The organism is Bacteroidota bacterium, from assembly GCA_017303905.1.
Classification (GTDB): Bacteria; Bacteroidota; Bacteroidia; order B-17B0; family Aurantibacillaceae; genus JAHEYG01.
Genome location: JAFLBH010000001.1, coordinates 113,534 through 127,508 on the forward strand (window position 1 = coordinate 113,534; position 13,975 = coordinate 127,508).

General features: G+C 37.0%; 13 protein-coding genes. 8 read left to right on the forward strand and 5 right to left on the reverse strand.

Features of this window, described 5'->3' with window-relative positions:
- Window positions 1–37: 37 nt before the first annotated feature.
- Window positions 38–739 carry a response regulator transcription factor gene (locus J0L69_00515; protein MBN8691640.1) on the forward strand — a complete coding sequence of 234 codons (702 nt, stop codon included), beginning with the start codon at window positions 38–40 and terminating at the stop codon, window positions 737–739.
- Between the two features lie 52 nt (window positions 740–791).
- On the opposite strand, the gene J0L69_00520 is transcribed toward J0L69_00515, so the two are convergent.
- Complete coding sequence (locus tag J0L69_00520; GenBank protein ID MBN8691641.1) at window positions 792–1,199, reverse strand: EVE domain-containing protein; 408 nt, start codon at window positions 1,197–1,199, stop codon at window positions 792–794.
- 113 nt (window positions 1,200–1,312) lie between these two features.
- Here J0L69_00520 and J0L69_00525 point away from each other — a divergent pair, with 113 nt between their 5' ends.
- On the forward strand, window positions 1,313–2,737 hold the full coding sequence (locus tag J0L69_00525) for a hypothetical protein (GenBank protein MBN8691642.1): 1,425 nt from the start codon (window positions 1,313–1,315) through the stop codon (window positions 2,735–2,737).
- Complete coding sequence (locus J0L69_00530; GenBank protein ID MBN8691643.1) at window positions 2,712–3,197, forward strand: gliding motility lipoprotein GldH; 486 nt, start codon at window positions 2,712–2,714, stop codon at window positions 3,195–3,197. The genes J0L69_00525 and J0L69_00530 overlap by 26 nt, the downstream gene beginning before the upstream one ends.
- Here J0L69_00530 and J0L69_00535 read toward each other — a convergent pair.
- Window positions 3,194–4,096, reverse strand: coding sequence for a J domain-containing protein (locus J0L69_00535; protein ID MBN8691644.1), 903 nt, complete (start codon window positions 4,094–4,096; stop codon window positions 3,194–3,196). The two genes, J0L69_00530 and J0L69_00535, sit on opposite strands and share 4 nt — an antisense overlap.
- Window positions 4,097–4,143: 47 nt before the next feature.
- On the reverse strand, window positions 4,144–5,880 hold the full coding sequence (locus tag J0L69_00540) for an ABC transporter substrate-binding protein (GenBank protein MBN8691645.1): 1,737 nt from the start codon (window positions 5,878–5,880) through the stop codon (window positions 4,144–4,146).
- A gap of 148 nt (window positions 5,881–6,028) precedes the next feature.
- Here J0L69_00540 and J0L69_00545 point away from each other — a divergent pair, with 148 nt between their 5' ends.
- The 4 genes from J0L69_00545 to aspS all read left to right on the forward strand — a co-directional run bounded on the left by J0L69_00545 (window position 6,029) and on the right by aspS (window position 9,934).
- Window positions 6,029–6,841 (forward strand): hypothetical protein, encoded by an 813-nt coding sequence (locus J0L69_00545; protein ID MBN8691646.1) that lies wholly within the window; start codon window positions 6,029–6,031, stop codon window positions 6,839–6,841.
- A 78-nt stretch (window positions 6,842–6,919) separates the two neighbouring features.
- Complete coding sequence (locus tag J0L69_00550) at window positions 6,920–7,429, forward strand: biotin/lipoyl-binding protein (GenBank protein MBN8691647.1); 510 nt, start codon at window positions 6,920–6,922, stop codon at window positions 7,427–7,429.
- Between the two features lies 1 nt (window position 7,430).
- Complete coding sequence (locus tag J0L69_00555) at window positions 7,431–8,162, forward strand: superoxide dismutase (GenBank protein ID MBN8691648.1); 732 nt, start codon at window positions 7,431–7,433, stop codon at window positions 8,160–8,162.
- A gap of 5 nt (window positions 8,163–8,167) precedes the next feature.
- Complete coding sequence (gene aspS, locus J0L69_00560) at window positions 8,168–9,934, forward strand: aspartate--tRNA ligase (protein MBN8691649.1); 1,767 nt, start codon at window positions 8,168–8,170, stop codon at window positions 9,932–9,934.
- Between the two features lie 65 nt (window positions 9,935–9,999).
- Here aspS and J0L69_00565 read toward each other — a convergent pair whose 3' ends face one another.
- The gene (locus J0L69_00565; GenBank protein ID MBN8691650.1) at window positions 10,000–11,997 is read right to left on the reverse strand and encodes a T9SS type A sorting domain-containing protein; all 1,998 of its coding nucleotides are present in this window, start codon (window positions 11,995–11,997) and stop codon (window positions 10,000–10,002) included.
- Between the two features lie 108 nt (window positions 11,998–12,105).
- On the opposite strand from J0L69_00565, the gene hemE reads away from it, so the two are divergent.
- Window positions 12,106–13,128: a uroporphyrinogen decarboxylase gene (gene hemE / locus J0L69_00570; protein MBN8691651.1), complete on the forward strand. Its 1,023-nt coding sequence runs from the start codon at window positions 12,106–12,108 to the stop codon at window positions 13,126–13,128.
- On the opposite strand, the gene J0L69_00575 is transcribed toward hemE, so the two are convergent.
- Window positions 13,125–13,964: a hypothetical protein gene (locus J0L69_00575; GenBank protein MBN8691652.1), complete on the reverse strand. Its 840-nt coding sequence runs from the start codon at window positions 13,962–13,964 to the stop codon at window positions 13,125–13,127. The genes hemE and J0L69_00575 overlap by 4 nt on opposite strands.
- Window positions 13,965–13,975 lie beyond the last annotated feature (11 nt).

Consider the following 13,975-nt stretch of genomic DNA (forward strand, 5'->3'; position numbering starts at 1 on the left):
CTCGATTTATGATTAATTTTATTTAAAATTTTGATTTATGGACGCAGTTAAAACCAGAGTACTTTTAGTAGAAGATGACCCGAGTTTAGGTACCTTATTGGAGGAATATCTGAATGCAAAAGGTTTCGAAACAAAGCTAGCCGACGACGGAAACAAGGGATATGATGCATTTTGTAAAGGTACTTTTGACCTTTTACTTTTAGACGTCATGATGCCACACAAAGATGGTATCACTTTAGCGAAGGAAATTCGTTTAAACGATAAAAATATTCCAATCATTTTCCTCACTGCAAAAAGCATGAAGGAAGATACTATCGAAGGATTTAATGCAGGTGGTGATGATTATATCACAAAACCATTCAGCATGGAAGAATTGATGGTGCGTATCAACGCGGTTTTACGTCGCAGTAATAAACAACGCGCGCAAGATAGTGATGAGTCGTCATTTAATATTGGCAATTACACTTTCAATTCCGAGAAACAGGTTTTAATGCATGGCGGACAAGATCAAAAACTTACAACAAAAGAAAGTCAATTGCTTCGTTTGTTGTGTGTACATAAAAACGATGTGTTAGATAGAAACTTTGCTTTAAAAACTATTTGGCACGATGATAACTATTTTAACGGACGAAGCATGGATGTTTACATTGCTAAGCTGCGTAAGTATTTAAAAGACGATCCTAAAGTGGAAATCATAAACATTCACGGAAAGGGATTTAAATTATTAGTGAATTCTTAAGAAGAAAATAAATGAAAGTAAAAAGGCTATCGTAACGATAGCCTTTTTTATTTTATAATCCGCCTAAGAGACAAACTTTATCAAACTCTTCCTTCTTTACAACACTCACAGATAAGCGTCCGATTCTTACGAACTGCATGTCTTTTAAAAGTGGGTCTGCTTTTAATTGAGCCAAAGTAGGCGGATTCTTTAATTGCTTATACGGCTTTACATCTACACATACCCAGGCTTCCTCCTTCGTTGTTGGATCTTGATAAGCAGTTTTTACAACTTCAGCTATACCAACGATACACAATCCCTCATTACTATGATAAAACAAACACAAATCGCCCTTTTGCATCGCGCGCAAATTATTTCTCGCGGCATAATTTCTTACTCCGGTCCACGCTGTTTTCTTATCCTTTTTAAACTGCTCCCAACTGTAAGCAGAAGGCTCTGATTTAATCAACCAATAATTCATGACATAAAAATAAGAGCTTTATTTAATTCACATCGTCTGTTTTATAATTAATTTTTTCGCATTTGAAAAGCCGTAAAAATGAGCTACCTTAGTGATTTGATATTAGAAAGAATATGGGTTGCGGAAATTGTAATACAGGAAGAGGAAATCATAATACAGGTAGCGGAATCCCCGCAGGTTGTAATAATAACGGATCGTGTGGCACAACAGGTGGCTGCAATAAGTTAAATGTGTTCGATTGGTTAGGAAACATGAGTTTACCGGCCGGTCAGCAAGCATTTGATATGGTTGAAATCCGTTTTAAAAATTCTCGAAAAGACTTTTTTAAAAACACGAATGCACTTGCTCTTAATGTTGGCGATATAGTGGCTGTTGAGGCGAGTCCTGGTCACGACATAGGTGTTGTTTCCTTAACCGGTGAACTAGTGCGCCTTCAGATGAAAAAGAAGGGTGTTAGTTTTGATAGCGAAGAAACTAAAAAAATTTATCGTAAAGCTAAACAACAGGATATTGATAAATGGCGCGAAGCACAAAGTTTGGAAGTTGCTACCATGTACAAAGCTCGCACCATTGCTTTACAGCTTGGCTTACAAATGAAGTTAAGTGATGTAGAGTACCAAGGTGATAAATCAAAAGCTATATTTTATTACACCGCTGATGAGCGCGTTGACTTTCGTGAACTGATTAAAAAATTAGCGGAAGAATTCAAGGTACGTATTGAAATGCGTCAGATTGGTGCGCGACAAGAGGCTGCCCGATTAGGTGCTATTGGCGCATGCGGACGTGAATTATGTTGCAGTACGTGGTTAACAGATTTCCGTACGGTGAGCACCTCTGCAGCACGTTACCAGCAGTTATCGTTAAATCCACTCAAATTAGCCGGACAATGCGGAAAACTGAAGTGTTGTTTAAATTATGAGTTGGATGCTTATCAAGACGCCTTGAAAGAATTTCCTCAGATAGATAACAAAAAATTACATACGCAAAAAGGTGATGCCTTTTTACAAAAAACAGATATTTTCAGACGATTGCTTTGGTGGTCGTATACGACCGATACGGATGTTTTTATTCCTTTAAGTATTAAGCGTGTTAAAGAAATATTAGAGCTCAATGCTAAAGGAGAGAAACCGGAAGATTTGGCTGAAGCTAAAGATTACAGCTCAGCTAAAATTGCGGTGAAGGAGCCTGATTTCCAAAATGTGGTTGGGCAAGATAGCTTAACGCGTTTTGATTCGAGAAAAAATCAAAATAAAAACAAGAATAAAAAACCGCAACACAATAAAGGCGGACAACAAGGTGGCAACAAGAAGCCAAACAATCCACAACAGACCCAGGGAAATAAACAACAAGGTGCTTCAAATAAACCAAATAATCAGCAACAAAACAAAGGAACACAACAACAAGGACAAGGTAACAAGCAAAACGCAAAGCCTAATTCAAATAAGCCGCAACAAAAACATCAGCATAAACCAAATCCTAATAAAGGTAACCAGCAAAAAGGCAACACTCCCAATGACAATAAGCCAAAAAATAATTAAACTAGTTTTTGTTGCGATAATTATTACTTTTTTGTCGGCATGCAATAATGGTGTTGTTTACAGCAAGTATCAGAATCTTGAAAACAATGAGTGGTATGCAAAAAACAAACTCACTTTCGAAACGGAAGTAACCGACGGAAGTTCGTTGCACGATATCAGCTTATTGGTGCGTCATGCCGATTCGTATCCTTACAGCAATTTGTTTTTGTTTTTAACGACTACCTACCCCGACGGAAAAATAACTGTTGACACGTTAGAATGTGTTTTAGCGAACGGTAAAGGTGAGTGGCAAGGCAATGGTGCCGGCGATATTTTTGATGCCATTATTCCTTTGAAAAAGAGTGTACGCTTCCCATTAACAGGCAAATACAGTTTCACATTTGAACAAGCGATGCGTACGGATCCATTACCCATGATAATGGATTTCGGAATGGAAATTAAAAAATCAAAAGTGAATTAATCCCTTTTAAAAAACTCCGCTTCTGTAAGTTTAGGAATTGTTTTTAAAAGAGTGTCACTAAGCGAAAAAGACCATCCGTTGGTTTTGGATAAATCAAGTGAATAAAACCCCTTCGAATCTTCAAAACCGCCAATTACATCAGATGTTTTATACTCCTTACCTCCATTCCATTGTGTGCCGGCCGTTAGATTAATATGCGTTAAAATATTGGGTAATTGTTCTATTTGAACAACATAACCTGATTTAATTACACAACTTCTCACGAATTTGTTTTTAGTGGTGTAAATATTGAGGATAAAATCCAAATCGGATGTATTCTTTATTTCAAGTACGCGACTCACAACCGTATCATAAATAGGTAATTTAAAAAACGAAGTGTAAGGGTCTGCACTCATTTTTATTTCTTGATAACGCACCTTTTCATTTTCAGAGGAAGAACTTGTTTCATCGCTTGAATTAAAAGCATTGACTATAAAAAGTAGAAGTGCGACTGCGAGTGGTGCCGCAAATAAAATATACTTGTACTCATTATATGTACTGCCGGACTTTGCATCGACTTTAGCCTTCGCGTACTTTTCGTATTCTTTTTTGTAATATTCTTGGTAGTATTGTCGTCGTTTTAATTCCTCCTCATTAAAGCTCCAGTTTTTTTGTCCGCTGCTTTGTGTCTTTTTCTTAACCGCATCGCTGCTCGCGAAACCCTTCAATCGCTGATCGTATTTATAACGACTCGTACTATCAATTAAGATTTCATAAGCGGTGAGGATTTTCTCAAACTGCTCCTTTCCATTCGGATTTTTATCCGGATGATAAAGCTTAGCCAATCGCCTAAAGGCCGCTTTAATTTGCTCATCGGTAGCGCTAGTTGAAACTCCTAATATTTCGTAATGTGTTTGCAATAAAAACAAAAAGCCCCGTTATGGGGCTTTCAGATAAGTAAGATAAATTATTTCTTTTCTCCTTTATTCTCTTCTGGACTCGAAATCATAACACGTGTCAAATCAATGTAACGCATCGGGTTCACATTAAAGTTTTTCAAACGTGAACTAATTAAACGGTAATTACTTTCGTACCAAAGTACAATAAGAGGTGCTTCATCCATGAGAATTTGCTCAGCACGAAGAAAGTTCACATAAGAACTATCGCGATTACGCGCATCACGACCTGCTTTGTAATATTTATCAAACTCAGCGTTAACGTAACGTTGCGTGTTTGGATAAGATACTTTTCCTGTATCTGTAGGCACAGGCTCTCCATAGAAAACAGATAAGAAAGATTCCGGACTTGGGTAATCGGCAATCCATCCATCGCGGAAAATATGTCCTTGACCCTTAACCTGTAAATTAAATTTATCCCCGTTTGGTAATGATTCGAAAGTGATATTTACACCAAGCACTTCTTTTATTTGTTTTTGTATTTCAGCTGCCACAGTATTGTTACGTGAGTTTCCTGAATTTACCAATAATGAAACCTCAGGGAAACCAACTCCTTTAGGATAACCTGCTTCAATTAATAATTTACGTGCTTTCTCAGGATCGAAAGAATACCCTTTAATTTGAGAAACTTTGTAAGTATTGAATGTAGGAGGGGTTATACCGTAAGTACCCGGACCATATGCCTGACCTTGTAAAACCTTATCGATAATTTTATCGCGATCAATCGCATAGTTAAACGCCTGACGAACTTTTACGTTGTTAAATGGAGCCTTATTGATATTAAACACATAATACTGACTCACCATTTCAGAGCTTCTCTCAAGTATAAATGCAGGCGGATGATTTTCAAAATCCTTAATATTTTCCTCTACAATCATACGAACACTGTTTGAAGGAATAGTACCAATGTATTCACATTTACCCTCTTTAAACGCTGTTAATCCTTCCTCTGTAGAGTTTAGAATATTGATGATAACACTATCTAAATATGGCAATGAATTTCCTTTTTCATCCTTGCCATAATAGTTTTCGTTTCGCGTTAAAACAATATGTTTCGGATTCGAATATTTTGTGTTGTAAACGAATGGACCGGCTCCAACTTTCAAGTTTTCATAATTCACTTTGTAAGCCTCTTCGCTTATGATCGAAGTAACCGGATTCGCCAAAATTTGAAGAAATATACCGGATGCATTATTAAGCGTTATACTGAAAGTATACTTATCTATCAACTTAAACCCTTTAAGCTCAGATTTTTGTCCTTTTGATGTAGCTTCAAAATATTCGTTTGCGCCTAAAATTCGATCTTTACAAACCGTAGCAAAATGCATGTTACTTGGACGATCCGTACAAAGTAATTCAAAAGTAAATTTCACATCATTGGCAGTTACTTCTGCACCTTTACCGCCCTCATTTTCAGGATTTTGAAAATATACCCCTTTTCTTAAATGAAAGGTTATAGTCTTGCCGTCTTCCGAAATATCCCATTTTTCAGCTAAACCCGGAATTGGTTCTAAAGTTTTAGGATTTAATCGCACCAAGCCCTCATGAATTTGACCTGCGACTAAACCTTCAATATAATTAGTTGTGGCCTGAGGAAATATACTTTTAGGCAATGTTACCTCGGAAATCCTTAAAAAACCGCCACTTCCCTCTGATCTTTGCCCGTTACTATCGTCTTTTTGTCCGCCACAAGCCGCAAGTACCGCTGAAAAGGCAATAATTTGGCTGTATTTCAATAGGATATTCATAAAAAAAATTTATTTGCAAATCTACCTAAAGATAAAGCAATTTTCAAAATCAGGCAAATCCGTAATTTTTTTGAAATTTATTTTGTTATTTTAAAATATCGTTTTAATATTGCAACGCCGTTAATGCGGGCATTTTTAGATTTAGTCGATGAAAAAAATATTTCTATACGTTTTTGCGCTTGGGTCGTTCTCCTATAACGCCTTTTCACAAGGCGGCGTTATTATCTTAGAAGGTAACTATCAAGGTAAGAACCTTTACGTACAGAATCCTTACGGTAGTGGTGGTGTTGGTTTCTGCGTATCAGAGGTATTAGTTAATGGTAACATTACAACCGATGAGACTAACTCGAGTGCATTTGAAATCGACTTCAAACCTCACAAATTAACCATTGGTGAGAAAGTTGAAATTAAGATTAAACATAAAGAAGATTGCAAACCAAAAGTATTGAACCCTGAGGTTTTAAAACCAAAGAGTACTTTTGAGGTGATTAGCATGAGTGTTGATAAAGATGGTACTGTTAAATGGGAAACCAAATCTGAAACCGGAAAGTTACCTTTTGCTGTTGAACAATTCCGTTGGAATAAATGGGTAAAAGTTGGTGAGGTTGACGGAAACGGTACGCCTACAACCAATCCTTATTCTTTCAAAATTCAACCACATTCAGGTAAAAATCAGGTGCGTGTTCGTCAAACTGATTATAGTGGTCAGCCTCGTTTATCTAAGCCGGTTGATTTTATGTCAGATGTTCCTGAAATCAACTTTGCGCCATTAAAAGCTTCTAAAAACATTAATTTCTACACTTCCGGCGAAAAACCTATTGAAACAATGTATGAGATTTACGATCAATATGGTAATATCGTTAAAAAAGGTTTTGGTTCTATCGTAGATGTATCTAACCTTCCAAAAGGCGGTTATTTCTTAAACTTTGATAACAAAATGGGTGAATTCGTTAAGAAGTAATCCAAACAAAAACAAATATTAAGAAAGCCTCCGATCTCGGAGGCTTTTTTGTTGCTATAAATACCTAAATTTGCACCTATGTATAAAGTATCCATTAACGGCAAAAAAGCCTTAAAAACCGATATAAAGGCTAAAAACGGAATCATTAACGGTACACTGAATGATGAAAAAATAGAGGCTTCTATTATTGAAACGAATCCTGGCGAATTTCATCTACTTTTCAATAACAAATCTTACAACTTCAATATAGTTAAAGCCGATTTCTCCGAAAAAAAATTGGTTTTAAAAGTGAATGGGCAAAAATTCTACGTTGATGTAAAGGATAAATTTGATGAGCTTCTTCATAACCTTGGAATGGATAATGTTGCCTCCAAAAAAGTAAATGATATCAAAGCCCCTATGCCAGGAATGGTATTAAATATTTTGGTTGGTGAAGGCCAAGCTGTAAAAAAAGGTGATTCTTTATTGGTACTCGAGGCTATGAAAATGGAGAACATTCTTAAATCCCCTGCCGACGGTGTTATAAAAAAAGTTGTCGCATCAAAAGGAACTGCTGTTGAAAAGAATCAATTATTAATTCAGTTTTAAAATGAGTCATCATCGTCGTGATTTTTTAAAGAAGAGCGCCTTACTTGGATTAGCAAGTATTGCAGGGAATTTAATTGGAGAAGAAAAATTAAAAACACTGGATGATTTAGCGTTCATTAACGAAACATCCCACACATTGCCCGCATTACCATATGCCTACAATGCCTTGGAGCCGTTTATTGACGCGCAAACCATGGAAATTCACCATAGCAAACATCATAAAGCTTACGTCGATAAATTAAATGCTGCCTTAAAAGACTTTAAAGGTGATGCCGCCCTGGTCTCGTTGTTTGCGCAAGTTTCAAAACTAGATACCGCTATTCGAAACAATGGCGGCGGACATTACAATCATTCTCTTTTTTGGACTTTAATGCAACCTAATAAAGAAGGTAAAAAAATTATTGCTGAAGGAAAAATTGCGGAGGCTATTACAACACACTTTCAATCATTCGAAAATTTCCAAAAAGAGTTTACTGAAAAAGCAACGAAAGTTTTTGGAAGCGGATGGTGCTGGTTAATCGAGCAAGACGGTAAATTAAAAATTACCACTACACCGAATCAGGACAATCCATTAATGGATGTTGTTAGCAATAAAGGGAAACCACTTTTGGCTCTCGATGTTTGGGAACATGCTTATTATCTAAAATATCAAAACAAACGTGCCGATTACATCAGTAATTGGTGGAATGTGATAAACTGGGATAAAGTAAACGAATTATATACTACTAAATAAATTTTATGTTACGTACTGCGACTTGCGGCGATCTTAGAATTACCGATGTGAATAAAGAAGTGACCTTGTGTGGCTGGGTTCAAAAAACACGCGACCTGGGCGGGATGACTTTTATTGACCTTCGCGATCGATATGGTGTTACACAATTAACTTTTAATCCTGACTGGAATAAAACTTTGTGCGAGCAAGCGCGTTCGGTAAGTCGTGAATTTGTTTTACAAGTAAAGGGAATTGTTATTGAGCGCGAAAGTAAAAACAAAAATAATCCTACCGGCGAAATTGAAATTAAAGTTACTGAACTCAATATATTAAACGCAGCCATTACTCCACCATTCACCATTGAAGACGAAACGGATGGCGGTGATGAATTACGCATGAAATACCGTTACCTGGATTTGCGTCGTAACATCGTAAGAAAAAATTTAGAGTTACGCCATCGTATGGCTATTGAAACGCGTAACTACTTAGACAAACAAAATTTCCTGGAAGTAGAAACTCCGGTACTTATTAAATCTACTCCTGAAGGCGCGCGTGATTTCGTTGTGCCTAGTCGTGTGCATAATGGATCCTTTTATGCTTTACCGCAAAGTCCGCAAACCTTTAAGCAATTACTTATGGTAAGTGGTTTCGATCGTTATTACCAAATCGTGAAATGTTTCCGTGATGAAGATTTGCGTGCTGACAGACAGCCTGAGTTTACACAGATAGACTGTGAGATGAGTTTTGTGGAGCAAGAAGATATTTTACAAACCTTTGAAGGATTAGTAAAGCATCTTTTCAAAACAGTTAAAGGCGTTGATATTTCAACCATGCCACGCATGAGTTATGCTGATGCCATGAAATATTACGGCAACGATAAACCGGATACACGCTTTGAAATGAAGTTCGCGGAACTGAATGATGTTGTAAAGGGAAAAGATTTTAAAGTATTTAATGATGCTGAATTGGTTGTTGGTATTTGCGCTAAAGGAGCAGCAGACTATACGCGTAAACAATTAGATGAATTAACTGAGTTTGTAAAACGCCCGCAAATTGGCGCTACCGGTTTAGTTTATGCGCGTTATAATACCGACGGAACAATTAAATCAAGTGTAGATAAATTTTACACAGAAGAGGATTTAAAGAAATGGGCCGCGGCATTTAATGCACAGCCCGGTGATTTAATGTTGATCTTAGCCGGAAACGAAGAAAAAACACGCAAAGCATTAAGCGAACTTCGATTAGAAATGGGAAGCCGCTTAGGTTTACGCGATAGAAATAAATTCTCCTGTTTGTGGGTGATTGATTTTCCATTATTGGAATGGAATGAAAATGACACTAACTTACTGGAGTCATTACGCGGACGATGGGTGGCTAAACATCATCCGTTTACTTCACCAAAACCTGAAGATATTGCGTTACTCGACAGCAATCCGGGAGCCGTTAGAGCCAATGCTTATGACATGGTAATTAATGGTGTTGAAGTGGGTGGCGGAAGTATCCGTATTTTCAGCAAAGATTTACAAGCCAAAATGTTTTCTGTACTTGGATTTAGTAAAGAGGAAGCTCAGAATCAATTTGGATTTTTAATGAATGCATTTGAGTTTGGTGCACCTCCGCACGGCGGAATTGCATTTGGATTTGATCGTTTATGCTCTTTATTTGGCGGGGTTGATTCTATCCGCGACTTTATCGCCTTCCCAAAAAATAATGCAGGAAAAGATATGATGATTGAAAGTCCGAGTACAATCAGCGACGAGCAATTAAAAGAACTAGGAATAAAATTAGCCTAAATAATTTTCGATTCAATAAAAAAGGCATCTCAAATGAGATGCCTTTTTATTAAATGAAGATTATACTACTCCTTAATTAACTTGGAAGATCTAATTAAGTTACCGGATTTATCTTTTATACTTAAATAATAAACGCCAGCCGCCTCCTTAGTAATGTCTATGTTATTATGGCTTTGTGCAACTTGACTTAAAATCAATTTTCCGCTTACATCATATACTTCAATACTTCCCTCTAAATTCTTTTCTGAACTAATTTCAAAGATACCATGACTTGGATTTGGCGTAATCAAAATATCATTTGCCCAAACAAAATTTTCATCCACACCTAAAGTAATATCTTTTGAAGGACCGGTCACTTTGTTAATCACCCATTGGTTTGGATCCAATGTTACACTGGTAACTGTACCAAGCATAGAGATGGTGTAGTTCTCTGTAGCATTAGAATGCATCACACGAACAGTAGTATCAGGATAACCGGTGCGCGCAAATTTATATTCCATTGGCGTAATAAATAAAGGCACAGATGAAGGCATAGATGTTGTTTGTACTGATTTTACGAATGCTTTTCCCGGCATAGAATTCCAGGTTACAGCAAATGTTGGGTAACCTTGTCCGTAATACCACTGATTAAAAAACTGAGTGAAGTTCATTCCGGTGAATGTTTGTGCGTAGTTCTTGAAATCAACAGTGGATGCTACAGAGTTTTTATAGGTATTTTGAAAGCCACGCAACATTGGGAACCAAACAGAATCATTATTTACTTCAAACTGTAAAGTACGTACAATGGCGCCTCCTTTATCATAAGTTAATCGTCCGCTGAAAATGCGGTTAGTATTCATTGTATCTGAATTAGTAAAATAAACACTTCCACCGTTTTGCGTCATTACATTATTATGCGCCGAATTCAGGCTTGTCATGAATGCAGATGGATTTAAATATTGATTGCATAAATGCTCGGTATAGGAAGCGAAGCCTTCATTGATCCATATATCACTCCAACTTTTACAAGTGACATTATCTCCCCACCACTGATGTCCTAATTCATGGGCATCAATTTCAAAATCGAAAAATCCCATGCTCGACATAGTTTGATGTTCCATTCCTCCGCTAAAAGGGGCCATGCAATGTCCATACTTCTCCTTATAATAAGGATACATACCATACTGGTTGCAAAGAAACTCCATGGTTTGCTTTATACGATCGAGCTGAACTTTTTGTCCTGAAATCCAGGTTGGATTATTAATTGCTCCATCGTAAATATAATTTTGAATAAATATAGAATCGCCTGCAAGATAAGTTGGCTTAGCATACATGTTGTATTCCTTATAACGTGCAACTGCTACAGAAATCAAATAGTAGTCAATCATTGAACGCGATTTCCATTCATATCGTTTTTTATTTCCAACGGTTACTACATTTTTCAGAATTCCATTAGAACCAACTTTGTTCGTAGAATCTGTAGTAACATAAACCCAACTTGAATCAATCTTATCAGTTAGCTCTTGTTTACATGGCCACCAATGATAGGCCACAAAACTTTCACTTAAACTCCATGTAGCTTGATTTCCCCAGCTTCCTGATGTACCTGTACTGTAACCGCTTCCGATTGCCGAACCACCGGTTGGAGCTGTTCCCTTATAATAAACAATGGTTGTAAATGTTTGTCCGCTTGTTAAAGTAGATGCCGTTTTCACTTTCACAATACTATCCTTACGAACAAATGATCGTTTAGCGCTATTGATGTAAATTGAATCAATCGTAAATGCCTGGTGTAATAAGCAGGCGAATGTATCGAGTGTTGCTAACGTAACTGTTTGAACACTTTTCACATTTCCACTAATGTATTTTGTGTTTCGCTCACAATTTAAGTTTAAGTGAACAAACTTCACATCATAAGCGCGTTCATGCGAAATCCAGGCTGTAGGCGCGCTCGCTTTATGTGCATTTTGTACTGCTAATTGATGATTGAGTGATTTTATTTTGCCTTCGGCGCAATAATGAGTTTTTTGAGCCGATGCAGAAACGCCTGCAAATAAGGCTAAAGAAAGTAAAAGCTTTTTCATGTGTGTTTTAAGGATTATAAAGATATCATTCTGAACATGAAAAGCAAATGCCGCTTATCCAATTTATGCTGCCATTTATCTAATTAATGAGTAAATTTGCTCCCGAATATGTTAAAAAACGATCTTATCTTAAAAGCTGCTCGTGGCGAAAAAACCGAAAGAGTTCCTGTTTGGTTAATGCGTCAGGCGGGTCGCGTTTTACCGGAATACCGTGCAACACGCAGCCGTGCAAAAAATTTTGTGGAGTTTGTAAAAAATCCTGAGCTCGCCTGTGAAGTTACCATCCAGCCGGTTGATATTTTAGGTGTAGATGCAGCCATTATATTTTCTGATATTCTTGTCATTCCTGAAGCAATGGGCTTGCCTTATCAAATGATTGAAGCTAAAGGTCCGTGGTTTGAAAAAACAATTAAAACGAAAGGTGATGTCGATGCTTTACACATTGCTAATGCAGGAGATTTAGATTATGTGATGCAGGCATTAAAATTGACTAAACAAAATTTAAATAATCGCGTGCCACTTATTGGTTTTGCGGGTGCACCTTGGACCATCTTTGCCTACATGATTGAAGGTAGCGGAAGCAAAACTTTCAGCAAGGCTAAACAATTTTTATATACGCAACCGGAGTTGTCGCATTTGTTATTGGATAAAATAACGCAAAGCACTATTAACTATTTAAAAGGACAAGTAGCGAGCGGAGCGGATATGATTCAATTATTTGATTCGTGGGCAGGAGTTTTAAGTCCGGATCATTTCTATGAATTTTCTTTAAAATACATTTCTAAAATTTGTGATGCTATTCAGCCTTTAGTGCCTGTTACTGTTTTTGCGAAAGACGCGCATTACGCCGTGAATCGTATTTCTCAAATTAATTGCAACACGATTGGTTTAGATTGGACCATTAATCCGGTTGAAGCAAGAAAAGCTGCAAGCGGTAAAACTTTACAAGGAAACGCAGATCCTTGTTTATTGTATGCTGATGAAAAAACCATAGTGGCGGAAGCAAGTAAAATGCTGGATGCATTCGGTAAACAAAATTACATCGCTAATTTAGGTCATGGTTTATACCCTGATTTAGATAAGGAAAAAGTTAAGTTTTTTGTAGAGTTTATAAAGAGCTATAAAGCCTAATACGTTTCAACCACTTTTTTACGAAGCTCGGAGATGTTTTCGGAGACAAGCTTTATGTTTTCGATGGTTAACTCGTTTTTCACGTTGGCAACTTCCAACTCATCCTGAATTTTTTTTAATCCATCAATAACATATTTTGCTTCTTCATTTAAGCCGGAAGCGTTTGTCATTATAATTAAATGTTTAAGCGACTCTTGTTGTTTTAAAATTGTTTTAATCGTGTTCTCCGACTTAATCTGATCGGCGATTCTACAGGAAACATACATACCTTCAATCCATGCACCACATAAAATCAAAGCTGAAGTACCCGGACGACCATTTTGTTTTAAGTAATCATCGGCCTTACGGAAAGATGAAGCAATAATTTCCAGAGTAGAATCACGGTTTTCTTTATGCGCTTCCATTCTGTCCATCATTCGCTGATCGAAAGCCGTACTAACGCCTAGGTTCTTAGCAAGAATATTCACACATTTTAAAAACAACATACTTTCTTGTGTTTGATCGAAAGCGCCTGTTACACTTAAATCCGCTCCGAATATTCCCAAATTTAATGCGCGTGAGTTTTCAAGCGCATATTTAGCAGCCATATCAGGGTTATTTAAAAAATCAGGGTTGTACTCTAATTTGTCTTGACTAATAAGATTGATGATATCAGCGCGCGCAGGAATAGAATTAAATACATTTTGCGCGCTAATTTGTTCGTTATCGGTTACAGAAGTTATCCCTGTAGCAACATCTTCCTCGCTATCCTCTGCTTTTTCGGTGTTTTTACAAGCAGAAAAAAATAACACCAGGGAAGAAACAAGTACAAAAGAAAATGAGGCAATACGGTTCATAACGTAGTAAA

What these genes read in the sequence shown, in the direction of transcription:
- J0L69_00515 (MBN8691640.1), top strand. Translation starts at nt 38, where the DNA reads ATGGACGCAGTTAAAACCAGAGTACTTTTAGTAGAAGATGACCCGAGT.
- J0L69_00520 (MBN8691641.1), bottom strand. Translation starts at nt 1,199, where the DNA reads ATGAATTATTGGTTGATTAAATCAGAGCCTTCTGCTTACAGTTGGGAG.
- J0L69_00525 (MBN8691642.1), top strand. Translation starts at nt 1,313, where the DNA reads ATGGGTTGCGGAAATTGTAATACAGGAAGAGGAAATCATAATACAGGT.
- J0L69_00530 (MBN8691643.1), top strand. Translation starts at nt 2,712, where the DNA reads ATGACAATAAGCCAAAAAATAATTAAACTAGTTTTTGTTGCGATAATT.
- J0L69_00540 (MBN8691645.1), bottom strand. Translation starts at nt 5,880, where the DNA reads ATGAATATCCTATTGAAATACAGCCAAATTATTGCCTTTTCAGCGGTA.
- J0L69_00545 (MBN8691646.1), top strand. Translation starts at nt 6,029, where the DNA reads ATGAAAAAAATATTTCTATACGTTTTTGCGCTTGGGTCGTTCTCCTAT.
- J0L69_00550 (MBN8691647.1), top strand. Translation starts at nt 6,920, where the DNA reads ATGTATAAAGTATCCATTAACGGCAAAAAAGCCTTAAAAACCGATATA.
- J0L69_00555 (MBN8691648.1), top strand. Translation starts at nt 7,431, where the DNA reads ATGAGTCATCATCGTCGTGATTTTTTAAAGAAGAGCGCCTTACTTGGA.
- aspS (MBN8691649.1), top strand. Translation starts at nt 8,168, where the DNA reads ATGTTACGTACTGCGACTTGCGGCGATCTTAGAATTACCGATGTGAAT.
- J0L69_00565 (MBN8691650.1), bottom strand. Translation starts at nt 11,997, where the DNA reads ATGAAAAAGCTTTTACTTTCTTTAGCCTTATTTGCAGGCGTTTCTGCA.
- hemE (MBN8691651.1), top strand. Translation starts at nt 12,106, where the DNA reads ATGTTAAAAAACGATCTTATCTTAAAAGCTGCTCGTGGCGAAAAAACC.
- J0L69_00575 (MBN8691652.1), bottom strand. Translation starts at nt 13,964, where the DNA reads ATGAACCGTATTGCCTCATTTTCTTTTGTACTTGTTTCTTCCCTGGTG.